This is a genomic window from Propionicimonas sp. T2.31MG-18 (assembly GCF_964266745.1).
Taxonomy (GTDB): Bacteria; Actinomycetota; Actinomycetes; order Propionibacteriales; family Propionibacteriaceae; genus Propionicimonas.
This window is the reverse complement of the sequence record NZ_CAXWGX010000002.1, coordinates 1-22,470: the sequence shown is the minus strand read 5'-3', so window position 1 is coordinate 22,470 and position 22,470 is coordinate 1. Positions and strand designations below refer to the sequence as shown.

General features: G+C 70.4%; 23 protein-coding genes. 19 read left to right on the top strand and 4 right to left on the bottom strand.

Annotated elements, in window-relative coordinates; genetic code table 11:
- Positions 1-9: 9 nt before the first annotated feature.
- The 10 genes from hpt (at position 10) to ACFQQJ_RS03075 (ending at position 9,941) form a co-directional block, all read left to right on the top strand.
- Positions 10-561 (top strand): hypoxanthine phosphoribosyltransferase, encoded by a 552-nt coding sequence (hpt, locus tag ACFQQJ_RS03120; protein WP_377104008.1) that lies wholly within the window; start codon positions 10-12, stop codon positions 559-561.
- 93 nt (positions 562-654) lie between these two features.
- Positions 655-2,955: an ATP-dependent zinc metalloprotease FtsH gene (gene ftsH, locus ACFQQJ_RS03115; protein WP_377104006.1), complete on the top strand. Its 2,301-nt coding sequence runs from the start codon at positions 655-657 to the stop codon at positions 2,953-2,955.
- Positions 2,927-3,517 (top strand): GTP cyclohydrolase I FolE, encoded by a 591-nt coding sequence (gene folE / locus ACFQQJ_RS03110; RefSeq protein WP_377104004.1) that lies wholly within the window; start codon positions 2,927-2,929, stop codon positions 3,515-3,517. The genes ftsH and folE overlap by 29 nt, the downstream gene beginning before the upstream one ends.
- Positions 3,518-3,744: 227 nt before the next feature.
- Positions 3,745-4,563: a dihydropteroate synthase gene (gene folP / locus ACFQQJ_RS03105; RefSeq protein WP_377104125.1), complete on the top strand. Its 819-nt coding sequence runs from the start codon at positions 3,745-3,747 to the stop codon at positions 4,561-4,563.
- A 24-nt stretch (positions 4,564-4,587) separates the two neighbouring features.
- The gene (folB, locus tag ACFQQJ_RS03100) at positions 4,588-4,953 is read left to right on the top strand and encodes a dihydroneopterin aldolase (RefSeq protein WP_377104002.1); all 366 of its coding nucleotides are present in this window, start codon (positions 4,588-4,590) and stop codon (positions 4,951-4,953) included.
- Positions 4,950-5,486 carry a 2-amino-4-hydroxy-6-hydroxymethyldihydropteridine diphosphokinase gene (folK, locus tag ACFQQJ_RS03095; RefSeq protein ID WP_377104000.1) on the top strand — a complete coding sequence of 179 codons (537 nt, stop codon included), beginning with the start codon at positions 4,950-4,952 and terminating at the stop codon, positions 5,484-5,486. The genes folB and folK overlap by 4 nt, the downstream gene beginning before the upstream one ends.
- Positions 5,486-6,007 (top strand): DUF3180 family protein, encoded by a 522-nt coding sequence (locus tag ACFQQJ_RS03090; RefSeq protein WP_377103998.1) that lies wholly within the window; start codon positions 5,486-5,488, stop codon positions 6,005-6,007. Before folK ends, ACFQQJ_RS03090 begins: the two co-directional genes overlap by 1 nt.
- 10 nt (positions 6,008-6,017) lie before the next feature.
- Positions 6,018-6,602 carry a hypothetical protein gene (locus ACFQQJ_RS03085; protein WP_377103996.1) on the top strand — a complete coding sequence of 195 codons (585 nt, stop codon included), beginning with the start codon at positions 6,018-6,020 and terminating at the stop codon, positions 6,600-6,602.
- A gap of 279 nt (positions 6,603-6,881) precedes the next feature.
- On the top strand, positions 6,882-7,214 hold the full coding sequence (locus tag ACFQQJ_RS03080) for an Lsr2 family protein (RefSeq protein ID WP_377103994.1): 333 nt from the start codon (positions 6,882-6,884) through the stop codon (positions 7,212-7,214).
- Between the two features lie 231 nt (positions 7,215-7,445).
- On the top strand, positions 7,446-9,941 hold the full coding sequence (locus ACFQQJ_RS03075; RefSeq protein ID WP_377103992.1) for an ATP-dependent Clp protease ATP-binding subunit: 2,496 nt from the start codon (positions 7,446-7,448) through the stop codon (positions 9,939-9,941).
- 70 nt (positions 9,942-10,011) lie between these two features.
- Here the strand turns inward: ACFQQJ_RS03075 and ACFQQJ_RS03070 are convergent, their stop codons facing one another.
- Positions 10,012-10,839 carry a hypothetical protein gene (locus ACFQQJ_RS03070; RefSeq protein ID WP_377103990.1) on the bottom strand — a complete coding sequence of 276 codons (828 nt, stop codon included), beginning with the start codon at positions 10,837-10,839 and terminating at the stop codon, positions 10,012-10,014.
- 120 nt (positions 10,840-10,959) lie between these two features.
- Here ACFQQJ_RS03070 and ACFQQJ_RS03065 point away from each other — a divergent pair, with 120 nt between their 5' ends.
- On the top strand, positions 10,960-11,586 hold the full coding sequence (locus ACFQQJ_RS03065) for a hypothetical protein (protein WP_377103988.1): 627 nt from the start codon (positions 10,960-10,962) through the stop codon (positions 11,584-11,586).
- 6 nt (positions 11,587-11,592) lie between these two features.
- On the opposite strand, the gene radA is transcribed toward ACFQQJ_RS03065, so the two are convergent.
- Together radA and ACFQQJ_RS03055 are read right to left on the bottom strand one after the other, a co-directional pair.
- Positions 11,593-13,029: a DNA repair protein RadA gene (gene radA / locus ACFQQJ_RS03060; RefSeq protein ID WP_377103986.1), complete on the bottom strand. Its 1,437-nt coding sequence runs from the start codon at positions 13,027-13,029 to the stop codon at positions 11,593-11,595.
- A 51-nt stretch (positions 13,030-13,080) separates the two neighbouring features.
- The gene (locus tag ACFQQJ_RS03055) at positions 13,081-13,716 is read right to left on the bottom strand and encodes a VOC family protein (RefSeq protein ID WP_377103984.1); all 636 of its coding nucleotides are present in this window, start codon (positions 13,714-13,716) and stop codon (positions 13,081-13,083) included.
- A gap of 103 nt (positions 13,717-13,819) precedes the next feature.
- Here ACFQQJ_RS03055 and ACFQQJ_RS03050 point away from each other — a divergent pair, with 103 nt between their 5' ends.
- The 7 genes from ACFQQJ_RS03050 (at position 13,820) to ACFQQJ_RS03020 (ending at position 19,270) form a co-directional block, all read left to right on the top strand.
- A complete protein-coding gene (locus tag ACFQQJ_RS03050) occupies positions 13,820-14,635 on the top strand; it encodes a sugar phosphate isomerase/epimerase family protein (protein WP_377103982.1) in 816 nt (271 codons plus the stop codon).
- A gap of 26 nt (positions 14,636-14,661) precedes the next feature.
- Positions 14,662-15,411, top strand: coding sequence for a CPBP family intramembrane glutamic endopeptidase (locus ACFQQJ_RS03045; protein ID WP_377104123.1), 750 nt, complete (start codon positions 14,662-14,664; stop codon positions 15,409-15,411).
- Between the two features lie 39 nt (positions 15,412-15,450).
- Entirely contained in the window at positions 15,451-15,810 is a 360-nt protein-coding gene (locus ACFQQJ_RS03040; RefSeq protein ID WP_377103980.1) for a DUF2500 domain-containing protein, read from the top strand.
- 64 nt (positions 15,811-15,874) lie between these two features.
- Positions 15,875-16,894 carry an aspartate-semialdehyde dehydrogenase gene (locus tag ACFQQJ_RS03035; RefSeq protein ID WP_377103978.1) on the top strand — a complete coding sequence of 340 codons (1,020 nt, stop codon included), beginning with the start codon at positions 15,875-15,877 and terminating at the stop codon, positions 16,892-16,894.
- The gene (gene proC / locus ACFQQJ_RS03030) at positions 16,891-17,691 is read left to right on the top strand and encodes a pyrroline-5-carboxylate reductase (protein WP_377103976.1); all 801 of its coding nucleotides are present in this window, start codon (positions 16,891-16,893) and stop codon (positions 17,689-17,691) included. Before ACFQQJ_RS03035 ends, proC begins: the two co-directional genes overlap by 4 nt.
- Positions 17,688-18,437 (top strand): VOC family protein, encoded by a 750-nt coding sequence (locus ACFQQJ_RS03025; protein WP_377103974.1) that lies wholly within the window; start codon positions 17,688-17,690, stop codon positions 18,435-18,437. Before proC ends, ACFQQJ_RS03025 begins: the two co-directional genes overlap by 4 nt.
- Complete coding sequence (locus ACFQQJ_RS03020) at positions 18,434-19,270, top strand: PfkB family carbohydrate kinase (protein ID WP_377103972.1); 837 nt, start codon at positions 18,434-18,436, stop codon at positions 19,268-19,270. The genes ACFQQJ_RS03025 and ACFQQJ_RS03020 overlap by 4 nt, the downstream gene beginning before the upstream one ends.
- Before the next feature lie 96 nt (positions 19,271-19,366).
- On the opposite strand, the gene ACFQQJ_RS03015 is transcribed toward ACFQQJ_RS03020, so the two are convergent.
- The gene (locus tag ACFQQJ_RS03015) at positions 19,367-20,329 is read right to left on the bottom strand and encodes a hypothetical protein (RefSeq protein WP_377103970.1); all 963 of its coding nucleotides are present in this window, start codon (positions 20,327-20,329) and stop codon (positions 19,367-19,369) included.
- Between the two features lie 407 nt (positions 20,330-20,736).
- Here ACFQQJ_RS03015 and ACFQQJ_RS03010 point away from each other — a divergent pair, with 407 nt between their 5' ends.
- A complete protein-coding gene (locus ACFQQJ_RS03010; RefSeq protein WP_377103968.1) occupies positions 20,737-21,471 on the top strand; it encodes a hypothetical protein in 735 nt (244 codons plus the stop codon).
- Positions 21,472-22,470: the final 999 nt, after the last annotated feature.

Here is a 22,470-nt window from a genome sequence, read left to right as displayed (position 1 = left end):
GGTCTCCGCGTGGATTCCGCTGACATCACCGCCGACCTGTCCGAGGTCCTCTACACCAAGGCCGACATCGAGACCCGCCTCGCCGAGATCGGCGCGCAGGTCGACCGCGACTACGCGGGCAAAAACCCCCTGCTGGTGGGCGTGCTGAACGGCGCGGTGATGGTCATGGCCGACCTGTCCCGCACGCTGCACATCGACTGCGCGATGGACTGGATGGCGATCTCCTCCTACGGCATGGGCACCCAGTCCTCCGGCGTGGTGCGCATCCTCAAGGACCTCTCCACCGATCTCGAGGGACGCCACGTGCTGGTGGTGGAGGACATCATCGACACCGGGCTCACGCTGACCTACCTCATGCAGAACCTCGCGTCCCGCAACCCGGCGAGCCTGGAGATCATGGCGATGTTCCGCAAGCCGGACGCCATGAAGGCCGAGATCGACGTGAAGTACATCGGCTTCGACCTGCCCAACCAGTTCGTCGTGGGCTACGGCCTGGACTACGCGGGGCGCTACCGCAACCTCACCGACGTCGGGATCCTGGCCCCTCACGTCTACAGCTGACCCCGCCCCGACCAGCGGGCGGGACCGCCGGAGCCGGTTGCGCGCTTCGGTATCGTCCTATGTGCGCAACCGCGCCGCTGACGAAGGCAGGTAATGAAACCCAACCGGTTCTTCCGCTCCCCGCTCACCTGGGCCGTGCTCGGGATCGTGGCGATCGTCCTCGTCATCGAGGCCTGGGGCAACGTCGGCGGCTACACCGACAAGCCCACCTCCGACGTGGTCGCCCTGATCAACAGCAACACCCCGCTGGCGGAGGTGGTGCTCACCGACGGCGAGCAGTCGATCAGGGTGACGACGAAGGACACGCCGCCGCAGAAGCTGCGGGCGTACTGGGTGGGCGACCAGAGCCAGCAGATCATCCAGGCGCTCAACGAGCGCAAGGCGGCCGGCACCCTCGACTCGTGGAACGGCCAGCCCGCCCAGCCGAACCTGTGGAGCACGTTCCTGTTCAGCGTCCTGCCGTTCCTGGTGCTGGGCGTGCTGTTCTTCTTCATGCTGAACAACGTGCAGGGCGGCGGGAACCGCGTGCTCGGCTTCGGCAAGTCGAAGGCGAAGCTGGCCAGCAAGGACACCCCGAAGACCACCTTCACCGACGTCGCGGGCTGTGAGGAGGCGATCGAGGAGCTCCAGGAGATCCGCGAGTTCCTCTCCGAGCCGGCCAAGTTCACGGCTGTCGGCGCCAAGATCCCCAAGGGCGTGCTGCTGTACGGGCCGCCCGGAACCGGCAAGACGCTGCTGGCCCGTGCGGTTGCGGGCGAGGCCGGGGTGCCGTTCTTCTCGATCTCCGGCTCCGACTTCGTCGAGATGTTCGTCGGCGTCGGCGCGTCCCGCGTCCGCGACCTGTTCGAGCAGGCCAAGGAGGCGGCGCCTGCGATCGTGTTCATCGACGAGATCGACGCCGTGGGACGCCACCGCGGCGCCGGCATGGGCGGTGGGCACGACGAGCGCGAGCAGACGCTGAACCAGCTGCTGGTCGAGATGGATGGGTTCGACGTCCACGGCGGCGTCGTGCTGATCGCGGCCACGAACCGTCCCGACGTGCTCGACCCGGCGCTGCTGCGTCCCGGCCGCTTCGACCGGCAAATCCCCGTCGAGGCCCCCGACATGAAGGGACGCCTCCAGATCCTGCGCGTCCACGGCGCGAACAAGCCGCTGGCGCCCGACGTCGACCTGTCGTCGGTGGCCAAGCGGACGCCGGGCTTCACCGGTGCCGACCTGGCCAACGTCCTCAACGAGGCGGCACTGCTGACGGCGCGCATGAACCTCCGCTTCATCGGCAAGCCGCAGCTCGACGAGGCCATCGACCGGGTCATCGGCGGGCCCCAGAAGCGCAGCCGGGTGATGAACGAGCGCGAGCTGCTCATCACCGCCTACCACGAGGGCGGGCACGCCCTGGTGGCTGCGGCGATGCCCGGCACCGATCCGGTGCAGAAGGTGACGATCCTGCCTCGCGGCCGCGCGCTCGGCTACACGATGGTGATGCCGGACGACGACAAGTACTCCCAGACCCGAGGCGAGCTTCTCGACCAGCTGGCCTACATGCTGGGCGGTCGTGCCGCGGAGGAACTGGTCTTCCACGACCCGACGACCGGCGCCGGCAACGACATCGAGAAGGCCACGAAGCTGGCCCGGGCGATGGTCACCGAGTACGGCATGACCGAGGCCCTCGGCGCGGTCAAGCTCGGCTCCGGCGACCACGAGCCGTTCCTCGGCATGAGCTACGGCGCCGGGTCCTCACGCGAGTACTCCGAGGAGGTCGCGGCCAAGGTGGACGCCGAGGTGGCGCGGCTGATCGCCAACGCCCACCAGGAGGCGTTCGACGTGCTGGAGGCCAACCGCGAGGTGCTCGACGAGCTGGTGCGCCAGCTCTTCGAGAAGGAGACCCTCGACAAGGAGCAGGTCGCGAAGATCTTCGAGCCGATGAAGCGCTGGCCGAAGCGTCCGGCCTGGACCGGGTCCGAGACCCGCAAGCCCAGCTCGATCCCTCCGGTGGACCCGCCCGAGCGGGTGCTCCCTCCGGAGCCCGCACCCGTCCCGGTGCCGGCGGGCGGCCCCGAGCAGCTGCCGCCGGGCTTCGGCTACGGCCAGCCGCCGTACGCGCAGCCGCCGATGGGGCAGCCGCCCATGGCGCAGCAGGGCTACCCGGGCCAGCCGCCCTACGGCGGATGGCCGCAGGGCGGTCCCTACCCGCCCCAGCCGCCGTCCGGCCAGGCCCCCTATGGCCAGGCCCCCTATGGCCAGGCCCCCTATGGCCAGGCTCCCTACGGTCAGCAGCCCGTGGCCGGCGACCCGCAGGGCAACGGTCACGGCGGGCACCCGTTCGCGCCGCCGCAGGCCCCGTCCACCGAATCCACCGGCAAGGACGGTGGCGCACAGGACAAGCCGGGAGCCTGAGGTGGGCATCGACCTGGAGCGGGTGGCGGCAGCCGTCCGCGAGATCCTGATCGGCGTCGGGGAGGACCCTGACCGCGACGGCCTGCGCGACACCCCGATGCGGGTGGCGAAGGCGTACGGCGAGATGTTCAGCGGGCTGCGGTCCGACCCGGCGGAGGTGCTCTCGACCACCTTCGACCTCGGACACGACGAGATGGTGCTGGTGCGTGACATCGAGGTGTGGAGCACGTGCGAGCACCACCTCCTGCCGTTCACCGGCGTGGCCCACGTCGGCTACATCCCCTCGCACGGACGCATCACCGGGCTCAGCAAGCTTGCGCGGCTCGTAGACGCCTTCGCCAAGCGGCCGCAGGTGCAGGAGCGCCTGACGTCCGAGGTGGCGGACGCCCTGGTCAAGCACCTCAGCCCGCAGGGCGTGATCGTGGTGATCGAGTGCGAGCACCTGTGCATGACGATGCGTGGCGTCCGCAAGCCCGGCGCGAAGACCGTCACCAGCGCCGTCCGCGGCGTGATGGCGAACCCCGCCACCCGCGCAGAGGCGATGAGCCTGATCATCGGCTGACGTCCCCACCCCCGCGTTTGCTGCCGATCGCAACTCCCGCTACCGGAATTCCGGTAGCGGGAGTTGCACTCGGGGGCGAACGCGGACCTGGGGGGCGGGCCGGGGTGGGGCGGCCGCGGGCCGCGGACGGGGGCGGACGGCGGGGAGCGGCCGGAGGAGCGGGCGAGGGTGGGGTTCGTTAGGCTTTCGCGGTGACCACGCTGCCGCAGCCCGGACGCACCCTGGTGATGGGCATCCTCAACGTCACCCCGGACTCGTTCTCCGACGGTGGCGAGTTCCTGGCCGTGGAGGCGGCGGTCGCGCACGGGCTGGCCCTGCACGCAGAGGGGGCCGACATCGTGGACGTGGGGGGCGAGTCCACCCGTCCCGGCGCCCAGCGCGCGGACGTGGAGACCGAACTCGCGCGGGTCGTCCCGGTCGTCGAGCGGCTCTCCGCCGCCGGCGTGCCGGTCTCGGTCGACACCATGCGCGCGGCGGTGGCCGCGGCGGCCGTCCACGCCGGCGCCGTGCTGGTGAACGACGTCTCCGGCGGGCTCGCGGACCCCGCGATGCTGCCGACCGTGGCCGACCTCAGGGCGTCGTACGTCGCCATGCACTGGCGCGGCCACTCGGAGACGATGTCCGACCTCGCCGTCTACGACGACGTCGTGGCCGACGTCTGTGCGGAGCTCTCCGGACGCCTCGCCGCCGCGCTCGCCGCGGGCATCCGGCGCGACCGGGTGGTCCTCGACCCGGGCCTCGGCTTCGCCAAGACAGCCGCGCACAACTGGGCCCTGCTGCGCCGGCTGGACGCCCTCGCGGCCCTCGGCCAGCCCCTGCTCGTGGGCGCCTCCCGCAAGCGCTTCCTCGGTGCCCTGCTCGCCGAGGGCGACGAGCCGCGCCCTGTCCGCGAGCGTGAGGACGCCGGCGTCGCCATCACGGCGCTGGTCGCGGCGGCCGGCGCCTGGGGCGTGCGGACGCACACGGCCCGGCCCCACCGGGACGCGATCGCCGTCGCCGGGCGCCTGGCGACGGAGCCCCAGCGGGAGGGACGCGCCGGACGGTAGGGTCGGCGCAGAGGAGGTGGCTGCATGGACCGTCCCGACCAGATCAGGTTGACCGGCCTGGAGGTGACCGCGCGCCACGGCGTGTACGCGGAGGAGAAGGTCACTCCGCAGCTGTTCGTGATCGACCTGTGCTGCAGCCTGCGTCCCCGTCCCGACACCGACGACCTGGCCACCACCGTCGACTACTCCGAACTCGCGCAGCGGGTCGCCCGCGTCGCCGGGGAGGGATCGCTCGACCTGATCGAGACCCTCGCCGAGCGGGTCGCCCAGACCTGCCTGGCCGAGGACCTCGTCGCGGCGGTCGAGGTGACCGTCCACAAGCCGCAGGCGCCGCTGCCGGTCCCGGTGGCGGACGTCGCCGTCAGCATCACCAGGAGGAAGCCCGCATGACCTACCTCGACGTCGACACCCTGTCCGGCATGGCGCCGCTGAGGGTCGCGGTGTTCTCCCTGGGGTCGAACCTCGGTGACCGCTTCGAGTACCTCCAGGGCGCCGTCGGCGCCCTGCGCGCCACCCCCGGCCTGAAGATCACCGGCGTGTCCTCGGTCTACGAGACCACGCCCGTCGGGCTGGTCGAACAACCCGACTTCCTGAACATCGTGGTGGTCACCGAGTCCACCCTGCCGTCCATGGTGATGCTCGAGCGCGCCCTGGCGATCGAGGACGCGTACTCGCGCGTCCGCGTCGTGCCCGGGGGGCCGCGCACCGTCGACGTCGACCTGATCGCTGTCGGCGACCGGGTGCTGAACGGCGAGAACCTCACGCTTCCCCATCCGCGGGCCCACGAGCGGGCGTTCGTGCTGGCGCCCTGGCTCGAGGTCGAGCCGGACGCGGAGCTGGTCGGGCACGGCCGGGTGGCCGACCTGCTCGCCGGGCTGGACGCCACCGGCGTGCGCCGGCGTGACGACCTCCGGGTGGAGTGATGCCCCCGTCCGATCGCAGCCCGGGGACGGTGCGACCGACCGGCTGGCAGGCGGTCGGCGTGGCCGTGGTGGTCGGCGCCGGCGTCGGCTGGTCGCTGTTCACCGCCCTGGACAAGTTCGGGGCGGAGCTGCCGCGCCTCCCGCTGATGGTCACCCTGGCGATCGCCGTCCTCGCCGCCGTGGTGGGGACGCAGGCCGTGCTGGCCCACCGGATGATCCAGGTGCGGCGCCAGCCCGTCGCCCCCGGACGCGCGGTCGCCCTCCTCGTGCTGGGCAAGTCCTGCCTGCTGGCCGGTGCGGGGCTCGCCGGCGGCTATGCCGCGGTGGCGGCCTACTTCTGGTCGCGCCTGGAGGCCAGCCTGCCCCGGGAGATCGTCGTGAGTTCCGCCGCGGCCGTGGTGGCCAGCGTCGCGCTCGGCGTCGCCGGCGCGTTCCTCGAACGTGCGTGCCGAATTCCGGGTCCCCCGGACGAGGACGCCACGCCGCCCGACATTCCGGGAAGTGCGGATACCCCTAGCTAGACTCCGGGGCGTGAATACCGCCGTCACGCCGAGAAAAGCGAATCCTTCCCCGCTGCGCCGTTACGCGTGGCTCTCGTTGCTCTCCACGGCCGTCGTCGCAGTTGCCGCCGCTTTCGGCGGGGTCTGGATGGTTCGTGCAGGGGTCGCGGTTGCCGTGATCGGTGGCTTCCTCGCCTGTGGTTTCGCCTGGCGCGAACTCCGGGTGACGCGAACCACGATGATGGCCCAGCAGTCCGCCGATTCCCGGCGGGCTGGGGAGAAGCTGCACGCCGAGCGCGTCCAGCACGTCCGGCTGCTCCAGGTGCTCCAGGCCCGCAACGGCGAGCTGCGCAGCAAGCTGACGATGTCCCGGGCGGAGTCCGCCCGGCTGGCGCAGGAGGCCGCCCAGCTGCGCGGCGACAAGGCCGCGCTCCAGGTGCAGCTCTCCGAGCACCAGGCCGCGGCGGAGGCGGAGGTCCTTGCCCTGCCGCGCCGGGTCTCCGGACGCGGTGACGCGGTCGACCTGTGGGACGGCGACGCCGCCCCCACCGTGGTCGAACTGCAGGCGCTGGCCAACCCGCCGGAGTTCCCCGGCGAGCAGCGCCAGCACGCCTGAGCCCCCTCCCGAGCGCGACGGGGCACGCCGGTGCAATAGTGCTTATCCGCGCCCGGTGATGCCCTGATTCCCGGCGTGCGGAATTGGGTGCCGGCGTCCCCGCGATTCGATCGGTGAGGCCCGGTGGCTCCGCCGGCGCAGGCGTGGGGTTTGCGCGGCGATAAATGGGGAATAGACCCCGGTCAGTTTGCGGGAAGTGCACCCAGGTATATGCTGGCGTCGCTATTGGGGCAGCCAATAACCAAGTCGCGCTGCGACGACTTCTTCGAAAGGACCGACATGGCCAAGCGGGTGCAGGTCATCCACACTGACGACATCGATGGGAGCGAAGCCGCCGAGACGATCGCCTTCGCCCTCGACGGAATCAACTACAGCATCGATCTCTCCACAGAGAACGCCAAGAAGCTGAGGGACGCATTTGCGCCCTTCATCGCCGCCGGCGAGCGCGACCGGAACAGTTCCGCCCGTCGCGCCGGCTCCAGCCGCCGTAAGTCCTCCGGCACCGCCGCCACGGATATCCGCGCCTGGGCAGCAGCCCAGGGAATGCAGGTCTCCGCGCGTGGCCGCGTCTCCGCCGAGGTCCGCGAGGCCTACGAGCGCGCTCACAGCTGACCCGGAGAAGTCGCAGCAACCCGCCCTTCCGCCCCCGGCTCGCATCGTCGAGCCGGGGGCGGGCTGCGTCCACCGGCCGGGCAGTGGACGGGTCCGCCGCACCGATTGAGCCGCGGGCGAACAGCGGAACGAATGGGTGGGGGCCTGCGTTGACTAAGCTGAAGAGGCGAGCCAGGCCGGAATCCACCGATTCACGCTGCGCTTGCTCCGCCGGAATGAAGGAGTCCCAGCATGTTCGATCGGTTCACCGACCGCGCCAGGCGAGTCATCGTGCTCGCCCAGGACGAGGCGCGCATGCTCAACCACAACTACATCGGCACGGAGCACCTGCTGCTCGGTCTCATCCACGAGGGTGAGGGCGTGGCGGCCAAGGCGCTGGAGTCCATGGGCATCTCGCTCGAGGCCGTGCGCGAGCAGGTCGAGGAGATCATCGGCCAGGGCCAGCAGGCCCCGACCGGCCACATCCCCTTCACCCCACGGGCGAAGAAGGTGCTCGAGTTCTCGATGCGCGAAGCGCTCCAGATCAACCATCCCTACATCGGCACCGAGCACATCCTGCTCGGCCTCATCCGCGAGGGCGAGGGGGTCGCGGCCCAGGTGCTGATCAAGCTCGGCGCCGATCTCAACCGCGTCCGCAACCAGGTGCTCCAGCTCCTGTCCGGCTACCAGGGCAAGGAGGCGGCCACGTCCGGGGCGCCCGAGGCCGGCCAGTCGGCCGCAGCGGCGACGATCCTCGACCAGTTCGGACGCAACCTCACCCAGGCCGCCCGCGAGAACAAGCTCGACCCGGTCATCGGGCGCGAGAAGGAGATCGAGCGGGTGATGACGGTGCTGTCGCGCCGCACCAAGAACAACCCGGTGCTGATCGGCGAGCCCGGCGTGGGCAAGACAGCTGTCGTCGAGGGCCTGAGCCAGGCAATCGTGCGCGGCGACGTCCCCGAAACCCTGCGCGACAAGCAGATCTACACCCTCGACCTGGGTGCGCTGGTGGCCGGCTCCCGGTACCGCGGCGACTTCGAGGAGCGCCTGAAGAAGGTACTCAAGGAGATCAAGACCCGCGGCGACGTGGTGCTCTTCATCGACGAGATCCACACCCTGGTGGGTGCGGGGGCTGCCGAGGGAGCCATCGACGCGGCCTCGATCCTGAAGCCCATGCTGGCCCGGGGCGAGTTGCAGACCATCGGCGCGACCACGCTCGACGAGTACCGCAAGTACATCGAGAAGGACGCGGCCCTGGAGCGGCGGTTCCAGCCGATCCAGGTGGCCGAGCCGTCCATCGCGCTGACGATCGACATCCTGCGCGGCCTGCGCGACCGGTACGAGGCGCACCACCGGATCACCATCACCGACGGCGCGCTCACCGCCGCCGCCCAGATGGCCGACCGGTACATCTCGGACCGCTTCCTGCCCGACAAGGCGATCGACCTGATCGACGAGGCGGGCGCGCGGCTCCGGATCCGTCGCATGACCGCCCCGCCCGACCTGCGCGAGTTCGACGAGCGGATCGCCGCCGTCCGGCTCCAGAAGGAGGCCGCGATCGACGCCCAGGACTTCGAGTTGGCCGCCCGGCTGCGTGACGACGAGCGCAAGCTCACCATCGCCCGCGCGGAGAAGGAGGAGGCCTGGAAGCTCGGCGACTCCGACATGCCGGCGGAGGTCGACGAGGAGGCGATCGCCGAGGTGCTGTCCAGCTCCACCGGCATCCCGGTCTTCAAGCTGACCGAGGAGGAGTCCTCGCGGCTGATGAAGATGGAGGAGGAGATCGGCAAGCGCTACATCGGCCAGCACGACGCGGTCAAGGCGCTCGCCCGCTCGATCCGGCGCACCCGCGCCGGGCTGAAGGACCCGAAGCGTCCCAGCGGTTCGTTCATCTTCGCCGGCCCGTCGGGCGTGGGGAAGACCGAGCTCACCAAGGCGCTGACCGAGTTCCTGTTCGGTGACGAGGACGCCCTGATCACCCTCGATATGAGCGAATACTCCGAGAAGCACACCGCCTCGCGGATGTTCGGTTCGCCGCCCGGATATGTGGGCTACGAAGAGGGCGGCCAGCTCACCGAGAAGGTGCGCCGCAAGCCCTTCAGCGTGGTGTTGTTCGACGAGATCGAAAAGGCCCACCCGGACATCTTCAACTCGTTGCTCCAGATCCTCGACGAAGGTCGCCTGACCGACGCCCAGGGTCGCGTGGTCGACTTCAAGAACACGGTGATCGTGATGACCACCAACCTGGGCACGCGCGACATTTCCAAGTCGGTCAACCTCGGCTTCAGCCAGAGTTCCGACGAGGCCGGAAGCTACGAAAAGATGAAGGCGAAGGTGTCGGACGAGCTGAAGCAGCACTTCCGTCCCGAGTTCCTGAACCGCGTGGACGAGATCGTGGTGTTCCACCAGCTCACCAACGCCGATATCGAGCGCATCGTCGACCTGATGGTGTCCGAGATCGAGGTCCGGCTGAAGGACCGCGACATGGGCATCGAGCTCACCCCTGCCGCGAAGGCGCTGATCGCCAAGCGCGGGTTCGACCCGGTGCTCGGCGCCCGTCCGCTGCGTCGCGCGATCCAGCGCGACATCGAGGACATCCTCGCCGAGAAGATCCTGTTCGGCGACGTGCACTCCGGCGAGATCGTGGTGGTGGACGTCGCGCCCGAGGGCTCGGAAATGGCCTTCACCTTCAACGGTGTGGCCAAGGCGCCGCTGCCGGACACGGCTGATCTCGGCCAGTCCAGCTGACCCGAGACGGACGAGGGCCCGACCAGGTGATGGTCGGGCCCTCGTCGCGTCCGGGGAGGCGTCGGCCGGTCTACGGCCCGAAGGTGGCCAGCGCGCCGATCATCAGCAGGACCAACAGCACGCCGAGGCCCAGCAGGGCCGTGCCGATGATGCCGAGGACCAGCCCGGCGGTGAGCATGCCGCTGGGGCGCCAGCGCGCCGGGTCGTAGGACATCTCCCTGCGACCGCGGGCGGCGAGGTACCAGGCGATCGGGGCCAGCGGGCCGAAGGCCACGATGCCCAGGATCCCCAGCACCATGGAGATGGCCGCGTTGGGGTGCGGGGACGCCGGCGCGCCCCGGTAGCCGTAGTCGTGGGCGACCGGGTCGATGATCGCCGGCTGCCACGCCTGTCCGGCGTAGCCGCTCGCGGCGTACGTGGGGTACGGCTGGTTCCCGATGCTGGCGGCGGGGCCGTTCGGCTCGGGGTAGGCGTCCGCGTACGGCGGCTGCGCGTAGGTGGCCGCGGGACGGGTGGGTGCCACGGTGGGCGGCGCCGTCCACGACGGGGCGGGACGGGGGTAGTCGGCCGGCGCGCCGTACCCGCCGACGGAGGGCTGCGCGGGGAAGGCCGGCCCGGCAGGAGCGGGCGGCGCCGGAGCCACGGGGGCCGGAGCCGCCGGGACAGAAGGGATCGGCTGGGTTGCCACGATGTCGGGGAGCGGGCGGGTGGGCTCGGCGGCCCGCTCCTGGCCGAGGCCGGGGCCCGAGGCCCAGGGGTCGACGGTGGCCATCGGGTCGACGAGCGTCTCCTCCGGCAGCGGCGGGAGGGCGGGCTGGGCGAAGCCGGCGTCGGGTACCAGCGGGATCGTCTGCTCCGCCGGGCTGCCGCCTGCCTGGCCGGCGTTGGTGTCGGTCATTCGTCACTCCGCGAATCGGTCTGTGGTCGGACCCACGCTACCCGGTCCGTGCTCGGCGCAGGCAGCCCTGCCCCGGCGTGGTGCGGCCGGGCCGGGCGCCCGGCAACCTAGCCTGAGGCCATGGGTTCGCTGTTCCATCCGGTCGGCTCCCAGCCGGCCTGGGTCTACTGGGCGCGGCGCGGCGCCCTGGTGCTGGCAGCGGTGGCGCTGATCGCGGCCGGCATCTGGGTGTTCCGCCCGCAGGCGCCCGGCCCCGTCGCGGCCGAACCGGCCGGCCCGAGTGCCCCGGTCACCACCGCGCCGACGCCGACAGAATCGGCCTCACCGAGCGCCTCGCCGACGCCGTCCGGGCCGCTGGCCTGCGACGCCACGAACTCGAGCCTCACGCTCGCCGGCTACCAGAAGGTGAAGCAGGACGCGCAGCAGCCGTTCCGGCTGGCCGTGACGAACAACGGCGGCGACCCCTGCGTGCTCAACCTCTCGGCCTCCACCCTCAGCCTGACCGTGACCAGCGGCACCGACCGCATCTGGACCACCGAGCACTGCGCGAAGTGGGTGCCGACCCACAAGACGACCCTGAAGTCGAAGAAGTCCTACGAGTTCAGCATCACCTGGCCGGTGGCGCGGTCCGCGGCCGGCTGCAAGACGGCCAAGGCTGTGCTGGGGACGGGCACCTACGTGGCCTCGGCCGCCTTCGCGGACAACGCCAAGGCGCGCCAGGTGTTCGTGGTCAGCAAGGCCTCCTGAGCCCGGTCACGCCCCGGGTTCGAGCCAGCCGCCGTCGAGCACGGTGAAGCGGGGGCGGACGCCGTCGGCCCGCTCCGGCGCACCGCCGCGCTGACGAAGGCCGAGCATGCTGAGCGCGGCCGCGACGCTGGCCGCCTCGACCACCTGGATGCCCTGCACGCGCGTGCTCACCCCGGGCGGGACGATGGCCACCGGGAACCCCAGGCGCGCCGCCTCGGCGAGGCGGCGGTCGAGGCCGGGCACACGGCGCAGCTCGCCCGACAGCCCGACCTCGCCCAGGGCGACCAGCGGGCGGTCGAAGGCGTGGTCCTGGGCGGCTGAGGCGACCGCGATGGCCGTGGCCAGGTCGGTGGCGGGGTCGGAGATCCGCGCCCCGCCCACGGTGGAGACGTAGACCTCCCTCGTGTGCAGGCGCACGCCGGCCCGCCGCTGGAGGACGGCGAGGATCATCGCCACGCGGGTGCCCTCCACGCCGTGGGTGACCCGTCGTGGCACCGGCGCGGCGCTCGGGGCGACGAGGGCCTGCACCTCGGTGAGCAGGGGACGGCGTCCCGCGAGCGAGATCGTCAGGCAGGTGCCCGGCGTCGGCTCGCCGTGGTGGGACGTGAACAGCCCGCTGGGGTCGGTGACCTCCCGGATCCCCGACTCCACCATCTCGAAGCAGCCCACCTCGTCGGCCGGGCCGAACCGGTTCTTGGTGGCCCGCAGCATCCGGAAGCCCCCGTTGCGGTCGCCCTCGAAGGACAGCACGACGTCGACGAGGTGCTCCAGCGTGCGTGGGCCGGCGACCGTGCCCTCCTTGGTGACGTGCCCGATCAGCACCACCGGCATGCCGCGCCGCTTGGCCACCCGCACCAGCGCAGCGGTGACCTCCTTGACCTGGGCGACCCCGCCCGCGACCGCGTCCACCTCGGGCACCTGCACGGTCTGCACCGAGTCGAGCACCAGCAGTTCGGGCTCCAGCTGTTCGACGTGGCCGAGCACGGTCCCCAGGTCGTCCTCCGCCGCGAGGTACAGCCCCTCGACCACCGCGGAGGTGCGCTCGGCCCGCAGCCGCACCTGGGCCGCCGACTCCTCTGCCGTGATGTAGAGGGTGCGCCGCCCCGTCCGTGCCCAGCGGTTGGCCACCTCGAGCAGGAGGGTGGACTTGCCCACACCCGGTTCGCCGGCCAGCAGGATCACCGCCCCTGGCGTGATCCCTGCTCCCAGCACCCGGTCGAGCTCGCCGATGCGGGTGGGGACGGCGCGGGCGTCGTCGAGCGGGACGCGCCCGATCGGGAGCGCGGACTCCGTCGGGGCGGAGGAGGCGACGCGGGTGGTGGTGGGTGCCCCGGACTGCGCGACGCTGCCCCACGCCTGGCACTCCCCGCAGCGCCCGACCCAGCGCGGGGCCGTCCAGCCGCACTCGGAGCAGCGGTAGGGGGCACTCGCGTTCTTCGCCATGGGCCCCACGCTAGGGGCGGGCACTGACAGTGCTGTGCCCGGGCGAGGACGCTAGATCTTGATCTTGCCGTTCGGCGTGATGAAGGTGGCCGACATGATGCCCGGCTGGCCGTTCTGCGAGCTGAACTTGATGCGGACGCCGTCGAACTCGTCGCCGACCTCGTGGCCGAGCCACTCCTCCACGCGCGAGCGGCTGCCGGAGATCTCGATCCGGTCGAGCCGGATGTCGCCCTTCAGCGCGCTCGGGAGCACGGACGGGTCGGAGTCCCACTTGATGAAGTACGGCAGCTGCGGGTCGCTGATGAGGCCCTTGACCCCGAGCTGGCGCCACTCGAGCAGGCGGCCGTCGGGGAAGTGGCGGGAGCCGGTGACGGCCTCTCGCTCGAGCCGCTCCTCGAAGGGGGCGAGGTCGTCGACGGACACCACCCAGCCGAGCCAGCCGCCGCCCATCTCCGAGCGCGCGCGCACGGCCTGGCCGAACGCGGCCTTCTCCGCCGCGGGGTGCTCCAGCACTTCGACGACCTCGAGATAACGGTCATCGGCCAGCGGGAGGATGTGGTTACGGGTGCCGAACCTGGGGTGGAAACCGCCGTCGCGGAACCGCTCACCGAGCAGGGCACCGAGACGCTCGGTCTCCGCGGCAAGCCCGGCCGATCCCACCGCGAAGGTCAGATGATCGACGTGCATGCCCCCATTGTGACGATCTGCCTTTCCAGACGCGAATCGGGGCGGGGCCGTCCCACGCGGACGGACCCCGGCGGGCCCCGTCGACGCCGCCTACCATGGACGCGTGCCGCACCGACCAGCCCCTTCGCCGCGGGTGCTGCTGTCGACGTCCTCGGTCTACCCGGAGTCGACCGCCGCGGCGTTCAGCCTCGCGCGGGAGCTGGGCTACGACGGCCTGGAGCTCATGGTGGGCACCGACCCCACGTCCGCGGATGTGGACGCGGTCGAACGCCTGTCCGACTACCACGAGGTGCGGGTGCACGCAGTGCACGCGCCCACGCTGCTGCTCACCCAGCGCGTGTGGGGCCCCGACCCCTGGGAGAAGCTCGACCGGGCGGCGATGGCGGCCCACCAGCTGGGGGCGGACGTGGTCGTCGTGCACCCGCCGTTCCGGTGGCAGCGCGGCTACGCGTCCGGCTTCACCGAGGGGGTGCGGCGGCTCGAGGCCACCACCGGCATCACGATCGGGGTGGAGAACATGTACCCATGGAGGGGTCCGGGCGGCGGTGACGTCCGCGCCTACTCGCCCAGCTGGGACGTGTCGCAACTCGACTGCGAGCACCTCACCCTCGACCTGTCCCACGCGGCCACGGCCCGGCAGTCGTCGGTCGAGCTGGTGCGCGACTGGGGCGAGCGCCTCGCGCACGTGCACCTCACCGACGGCACCAACGGCGCAGCGGACGACCACCTGCTGCCCGGGGAGGGCGACCAGGACGCCGCCGGCGTGCTCGCCGAGCTCGCGGCCCTCCGTTTCGGCGGGCACGTCGTCGTCGAGGTGGGCACCCGCGGGCTGACCCGCGCCGAGCGCCGCACCGCCCTCGCCGGCAGCCTCGCCTTCGCCCGTGAGCACCTGGCGTCCCCGGTCGGGCAGGCACGGTGAGCGGCGACACCGCACCGACAGCGGTCCTGCCGGCCACCGACCGCGTCCGGCCCGGGATCGAGCTGCTGCTGGTGCTCGGCGTCTCGCTCGGGCAGTCGGCGGTCTACTCGGTGCTGTCGATCATCGAGAAGCTGACCCGCGGCCAGGCGCTGAACCAGCAGACCACCACGATCAACAACCAGGTGGTTCCCGACCGTCCCTGGCTCGACCTCGCCTACCAGCTGGCCGGCATCGCGTTCCCGCTCGTGCCGGCGCTGCTGGCGCTCTACCTGCTCCAGCGCACCGCCGACCGTCACGCGATCGGCTTCGACCTGCGCCGGCCGCGCTTCGACCTCGGCTGGGGCTTCGCCCTGGCCGCGGCGATCGGCATCCCCGGCCTCGGCCTGTACCTGGTTGCGCGGACGTTCGGCCTCAACACGACGGTCGCCCCCGCGAATCTCGGCGAGAACTGGTGGACGGTGCCCGTGCTCATCGGCGCAGCCGCGATGAACGCCGTGCTCGAGGAGGTCGTGATCGTCGGCTTCTGGTTCGTGCGCGCCCGGCAGCTCGCCTGGCCGATGTGGGTGGTGCTGCTCACCTCGGCGCTGGTGCGGGGCAGCTACCACCTCTACCAGGGCTTCGGCGGCTTCGTCGGCAACATCGTGATGGGCGTGGTGTTCGGCCTTGCCTACCTCCGGTTCAAACGGGTGGGCCCGCTCGTGGCCGCCCACTTCCTGCTGGACCTGGTGGCGTTCGTCGGTTACTCGCTGCTGGCCCCGTACGTCGACTGGCTGTAGTTCCCCTGCGCCGCGGGTGCCGGTGGCTACGCTCTCCCCATGGGACCGTCCTTCGCCTTCATGGGCGTCTTCATGGTGCTGTTCTTCGTGGTGTTCGCCGTTGTGCTCGGCACGATCGTCCTCGCCGTGGTGAAGAGCGTCCGGCAGTCGGCGCGCAACCAGGCATCGCCCGAGGTCAGCGCGGTGGCGGCGATCGTCGACAAGAGGATCGAGACCTCCGGCGGGGGCGAGTCCACGGTGACCCAGCGGCACTACATCTCGTTCGAGCAGCCCGGCGGCGAGCGCTTCGAACTGGAGGTCCCGGCCGGCGAGTACGGGCTGCTGGTCGTGGGTGACCGGGGGACGGTGACCATGAAGGGCACCCAGTACCGGGGGTTCGCCCGCGAGATCATGCGCTGAACCGGTCTCACGCCCGGCACGCGCAACCGCGAGGACGGGACCCGGCTTCGGTAGGCTGCTGGCCATGCGTGTTGGAGTGTTTGGGGCGACCGGCCAGGTCGGTGGCGTGATGCGGACCCTGCTGGCGGAGCGCGACTTCCCGGTGGACGAGATCCGGTTCTTCTCCTCGGCCCGTTCGGCCGGCCAGGCGCTGGCCTGGAAGGGCGGCGAAGTGATCGTGGAGGACACCGCCACGGCGGACTTCTCCGGGCTCGACCTGGCGCTGTTCTCGGCCGGTGCGACGATGTCGCGCGAGTTCGCGCCGCGGGTCGCCGCCGCAGGGGCGATCGTGGTCGACAACTCCTCCGCGTGGCGCAAGGACCCCGACGTCCCGCTGGTGGTCTCCGAGGTGAACCCGGAGGACGCGGTGAACCCGCCCAAGGGCATCATCGCGAACCCGAACTGCACCACGATGGCCGCGATGCCGGTGCTCAAGCCGCTGCACGACGCCGCCGGGCTCCAGCGGCTCGTGGTGGCGACCTACCAGGCCGTCTCCGGTTCGGGGGCGAAGGGCGTCCTTGCGCTGGCGAACCAGACCGCCGCGGCCGTGGATCCCGCACGACTCGCCCTGGACGGCTCGGCCGTGCCGGCCGGCGACCCGGCGCCGTACGTGAAGCCGATCGCCTTCAACGTGATCCCCCTGGCCGGGTCGATCGTCGACGACGGCAACCTCGAGACCGACGAGGAGCAGAAGCTTCGCCACGAGTCGCGCAAGATCCTGCACATCCCCGACCTGCTGGTGGCCGGCACCTGCGTCCGCGTCCCGGTGTTCACCGGGCACAGCCTCAGCATCCACGCCGAGTTCGCGGAGGAGATCAGCGTCACCCGGGCCACCGGCCTGCTGGCCACGGCGCCCGGCGTCGTGCTGACCGACGTGCCGAACCCGCGCGAGGCCGCCGGGACGGACCCGAGCTACGTCGGCCGGATCCGCTCCGACCAGTCGGTGCCGGGCGGACGCGGCCTGGTGCTGTTCGTCACCAGCGACAACCTGCGCAAGGGAGCGGCGCTCAACGCCGTCCAGATCGCGGAACTGGTCGCGCGATGACCAGGCTGGCGGTCATCGGCGCCGGCGTGATGGGGGAGACCCTGATCGCCGGGCTGCTGCGCGCGGGCTGGGAGCCGGGCCAGATCACGGCGTCCGACCGCCACGCGCCCCGGCTGGCCGAGATGGAGAACCGGCACCACATCCACACCGCGGACACGGCTCAGGCCTGCGCCGACGCCGACACCGTGGTGATCGTGGTCAAGCCCCAGGACTCCGGTGAGGTGCTGCCCGTGGTGGGCGCTGCGATCCGGCCGGGAACGCTCGTCGTCTCGCTGTGCGCGGGTCTGTCCACCGGCCAGATCGAGGCCGCGATGCCCGAGGGCACCGCCGTCGTCCGGGTGATGCCGAACACGCCGGCCCAGGTCGACGAGGGCATGGCCGCCATCTCTGCCGGCAGTTCGGCGACGGCGGAGAACCTCCAGCACGTGACCGACCTGATGTCGGCGGTCGGCAAGGTGGTCACCGTCCCGGAGAAGTACCAGGACGCGGTGACCGCGATCTCCGGCTCCGGGCCCGCCTACCTGTTCTTCGTGGTCGAGGCGATGATCGACGCCGGCGTGATGCTCGGCCTGCCCCGCGACATCTCCACCACGCTGGTCGTGCAGACCATGTACGGCTCGGCCAAGCTGCTGGCCGATTCCGGTGAGCACCCGACCGTGCTGCGGGAACGGGTCACCTCACCGGGCGGGACGACCGCGGCCGCGCTGCGCGAGCTCGAGGACCACCGGGTCAAGGCGGCCTTCATGACCGCGATGGAAGCCGCCAGGGACCGCAGCCGGGCACTGGCGTCTTCGTGACCGCGTCCGGCGCGGCACCGTTCTGGCTGACGGTGTTCCTGGACTACCCCGCCGGTGAGTTCGACGCCGGGGTGGGCTTCTGGCGCGCCGCGACAGGCTACGCGCTGTCCGTCCCCCGCGGGGAGGCGGGGGAGTTCGCGACGCTCGTCCCGCCGTCCGGCGACGACTTCCTGAAGGTCCAGCGACTCGGCGACGGGGCCACCCGGCTGCACCTGGACGTGCACGTGGACGACCCGTGGACGAGGGCGGAGGCGCTCGAAGCCGCCGGTGGGGAGCTCGTGGAGGAGTCCCCGCACGGCTACGTGGTGATGCGGTCGCCGGCGGGCTTCACGTTCTGCCTGGTGCGGCACCCCTCGTCCCGCGTCGCGCCGGTGACCCGGTGGCCGGCGGGGCACCACAGCCGGGTGAGCCGGTTCTGCCTGGACGTGCCCCGCAAGCGGTACGCCGAGGAGGTCGCGTTCTTCCAGGAACTGCTCGGTGGGGAGTGGGTCGAGGTGGACGAGCCGGAGACCGCGCTGCGTCCGGCCGCCGGCTGGCCCCTGGACGTCCGCCTCCAGCCCGCGGAGGTCGCCAGCACGGTGACCTCGCACCTGCACATCGCCACCGACGACCTCGCCGCGGAGGTGGAGCGGCTGGAGTCCTCCGGCGCCCGCGCGCGCGCCGTGCGGACGGGGAAGGCGATCCTCGAGGCCCCCGGGGGCTCCGCGCTCTGCGTGGTCGAGATCTCGGCGGACGAACTGCCGTGAGCGTCGGCGGCCTGTTCGTCGGACTGGCCACGCTCGATGTCGTCCAGCGCGTGGACCGGCTGCCCGGGGCCGACGAGAAGACCGTCGCCGGGGAGTCGTGGCTGGCCGCCGGGGGGCCGGCGGCGGTGGCGGCCATCGCGTTCGCCGCGCTCGGCGGGCACGCCCGGCTGTGGACCGCGATCGGCACCTCCCCTGCGGGGCGGCTCGTCGCGGCCGACCTGGCCTCGGCCGGGGTCGAGGTGGTCGACGTCGCCCCGCCGGGCTTCGAACTGGCCCCGTCCACGGTGCTGCTCGGGGCCGGCTCCGGCGAGCGGGCCGTGGTGAGCGGCTCCGGGCGTCAGGTGGCCTTCGGGAAGATCGCGGGCCCCGACCTGTCCGGGGTGGACGTCGTCCTGGTCGACGGCCACCACGAGCCGTTGTGCCGCTCGGCAGCGCTGGCCGCGGGGTCCGTGCTGGTGGTGGTGGACGCGGGCTCCCACAAGCCGGTGTTCGACGACGTGTTCGCGTTCGCCACGGACGTGATCTGCTCGGCGGACTACGTGCATCCGGCCGGACTGGCCCCCCGCGAGCTGCTCGCGTCCGGGCCGCGGCTGGTGGCGGTGAGCAACGGCGGCTCGCCGCTGGAGTGGTGGACGGCGGAGGCGTCCGGAACCGTGGTTCCCGAGCCGGTGGCCGCCGTCGACACGGTCGGCGCGGGCGACGTGCTGCACGGCGCGTACTGCCACGGGCTGGCGTCCGGACGGGATCGGGTGGCCGCCCTTGAGCGTGCGGTGGCGGCGGCCACGGAACGCGTCCGGCACCTGGGGCCGTTCGCGTGGCGCGCTGCGCTGTGAGTGGGAATCACCCCGTGGTGGGCGGGCGGCCCGACGGCATTGTCGAACCTCGCTAGTTGCGAATCTGCCCAATGTGTCGCATCACACGGACGGGGCCTAGGGCGCGAGTGACCAGCTGACGCTCCGCTTGCCGCCGAAGAGTTCGGAGACCTTGCGATTCCCGCACTCCATCGAAAGCGTGGCCGCTCTTGTTCCGGCGACGGCAAGCGACAACCGCACATGCAAAACGGTGGTATGTGCGAAGTCGTCTATCGACAAGTCGGGGAACTGCCACACGCCATTAATCTCGGCAACGCCAGGGCCCCGCAGTTCTATGCCGTCCGGCCACAATATGGCCCCTCGGTGCTGTCCCGCTAATTCCTTTGGGGAGAACCAAAAGACCTCTCCGAGGCTACGCTCTATGCCGCCACCCGCGAGCTCAATCGACATTTGGTGGTGTGGCATGAATACCTGCGCGTCTCGCGAGCATTCGAAGTAGATGCGCGCGCTGAAGGACATCTGCATCGGCGAGGATGTCTTCGAGTATGGGTCGACGGACGGCTCGCTAAGGCTTAGCCTCCCCTCGAGTGCATACAAGGTCGGCACGAGCGAGGGCTCGTAGAGGAGGCGCAATAGCTCGTGACGGAATGCGCTCCTCGTCCGCGTTCCGTCGCGCATTGGCACCTCCCGCTCGGAGCGACCTGCGTTTGCCAGCTTAATAACGTAGGGCGCTCGGTCCGACAAGAACCGTAGCGCCATCACAACCTCATTTTCCGAAACGTGGACTGCGCACTGCTGAACCAACTGGGGGCTAACTTCGTCAAAATGCGCCTGCATTTGCGACCACCATGTCGCAGGGTCAACATTCCCAATCGGAAAGGTCTTCCCGGTTTCGTCAATGCCAATGATGTAAGTGAGGTACTCTCCAGCGACCCTGTTTGCGGCCCCGGCGAGTTGCCGTGCCTTCTCAGGGTCCGGCCAGTCCCGCTTGAGTTCGATGCGGTCGTCTTCCATTGGTGAACCGGCGCGGAGCGCGTTGACCACGGCCACAACGCTTGCTTCAAACTGGGCTGTCTGCATGCCGGTATCATCGTGGATCCCGGCCGCCTTCTGGCCACTTGGCATGAACTGGCAACCTCGCAAGTCGCAATACGCCCGCTTCCACCCACGCCCGAGGGCCGCACGCGAAGGCATTGAAGACGCCCACTTTCGGGCGAACTGGCGGGGGGCGTTTTCGTCGACCCTCGCCAGGTGCGGACATTGCCGACGGTGCGTGTGGGCTGAAGCGGGTTCGCCTATCTGGGTCCGATCATGGCTGCACCGCTTGACGGAAACCCTACGCTTGGTGCGTGGGAGGTTCATCTGTGACTGGTCGACCGGCCATCCCCGAAGCTATCAAACGAGCTGTCAGGAAGCGCTGCCATTTTGGATGCGTCTTCTGCGGCTGCCCGGTCTACCATTACGACCATATAATCGAATACTCGGTTGTGAAGAAGCACGAGGAGCACAACATCACGCTTCTTTGCCCGACCCACCACCAACACAAGACATCTGGTCGTCTGAGCACTGCCAGGGTCCAGGCGCAATCATTATCGCCTCACAACAGTGGTCGACAGATGACCGGCCAAACGAGCAATTACTACGATCTGAGTCATCTTTCGGTCGGGTTTAGCACAGTGCGTATCGTTTCCGACCTGATAAAGGATCCGGCGCGCAAGCGAGTGGACGCGATCAATGTAGACGGGGGCACGGTCTTCGGTGTACGCAAGGATGCGACTGGCCATCTCGGGCTAATGGTACGGCTCTGCACGCGAGACAACCTGCCGTTTCTACTGATCAGGAATGGTGAGATGAGGATCTCGACCGGCGTCTGGGATGCGAGCATGTCTGGATCGAGACTGATTCTTCGCAATTCCGGTCAGCGGGTCCTTGTAGAGATGAAGCTCGACCCTACGGACATCGAGCTCGTCCGAGGCGATTTCTGGGCAAATGGTTACCATTTCACAGTGACGAACCAGCAGGGCTTGAAGAATGAGAACGATGACTTCTTCGTGTCGGGCGTTAGCTTGGAGGGTGCTGGCTGCGCATTCTTTGCGGGCGAGCGGATATTTGTACCCTCTCCTGTGTTTATGTTTGGAAGCCATAACAATCGGTTCGGCCTATCTAGGGATGATCCCGGCCTGCAGGCATTCGCAAAGATCAGGGCGATGGGTCTGGGATGACCCTGTGCCCATGCGACGGCGATGAGCGAGGCGGCGGCTCGGCCGGTGCGCTTGACTTGAACTAGCAACACAACTCGTCGGGGCTGCGTGGTGGGGTGGAGCCGGTCGGGGCGGGCGTTCCCACCCCCGGCGTGGCGGGCGGCGAGGGGTCCCCGGCCGCCCGAGCGGAGCGAGGGCGGTTGGGGGCCGCCCGACGGGCCAGAACGCCCGGACCGGCGGGCTTGAGGTTGGGGATCAGACCAGGGTCGTATTGCACGGGTGTAGTTCTGGGCGCTTTACTGGTGCCAGGCCGATACGGTGCGCTCTAGGTCGTGGCCTGATTCTGATGGAGGGGTCCGCCTAGAGGGACCGAGCGGCGCTAGGAGGCCAGCGCCCCCGCTCTAATCGCTTGCCGTTGACATGTGGGGCCCACCCGGAGCGAGGCCGGGATGCTGGGCCGTCAACATCACTTTCTTCTCTTCTGCTGCTGTCGGTTCCAGCCGTCTGTCGGGTTCGTGACATGAGGGGCGAGAGTGGGCGGCAGGGATGCTGTTGACCGTTTGGGCGATCAGGTCCAGGCGGCGTGGGTGCTGCGGTTGTATCCGGATGCGGGTGAGGCTGGGGGTTGTTTCCAGGCTGCCCGTGAGGGGCGGCGCGGCGGTGGTGGTGGTCCGGCTGCTGATCCGGAGCGGGCCGCGTTGGAGGCGGGTCGGCGGGCTCGGGGCAGGTTACGCCGGTATTGCGCGGCGAATGGTCTGAACCGGCTGGGAACGATGACCTATGCCGGGGATGGCTGCCATGATCCGCGACAGGTCAGAGCGGACGTCGGCGTGTTCTTTCGACGGCTGCGGCTCGAGCTGGGTGGGCAGGCGCTGCCGTATGCGTGGGTTCCGGTGGGAATGACACTCTGATTTGGCCCCACTGTGACGGTCTGATCTGGCCCCGGCCGCGACACTCCGGGGTGGTTGTGACGGTCTGATCTGGCCCCACCTGACGCTGGTCGACGGCAAGTTCGTCGAT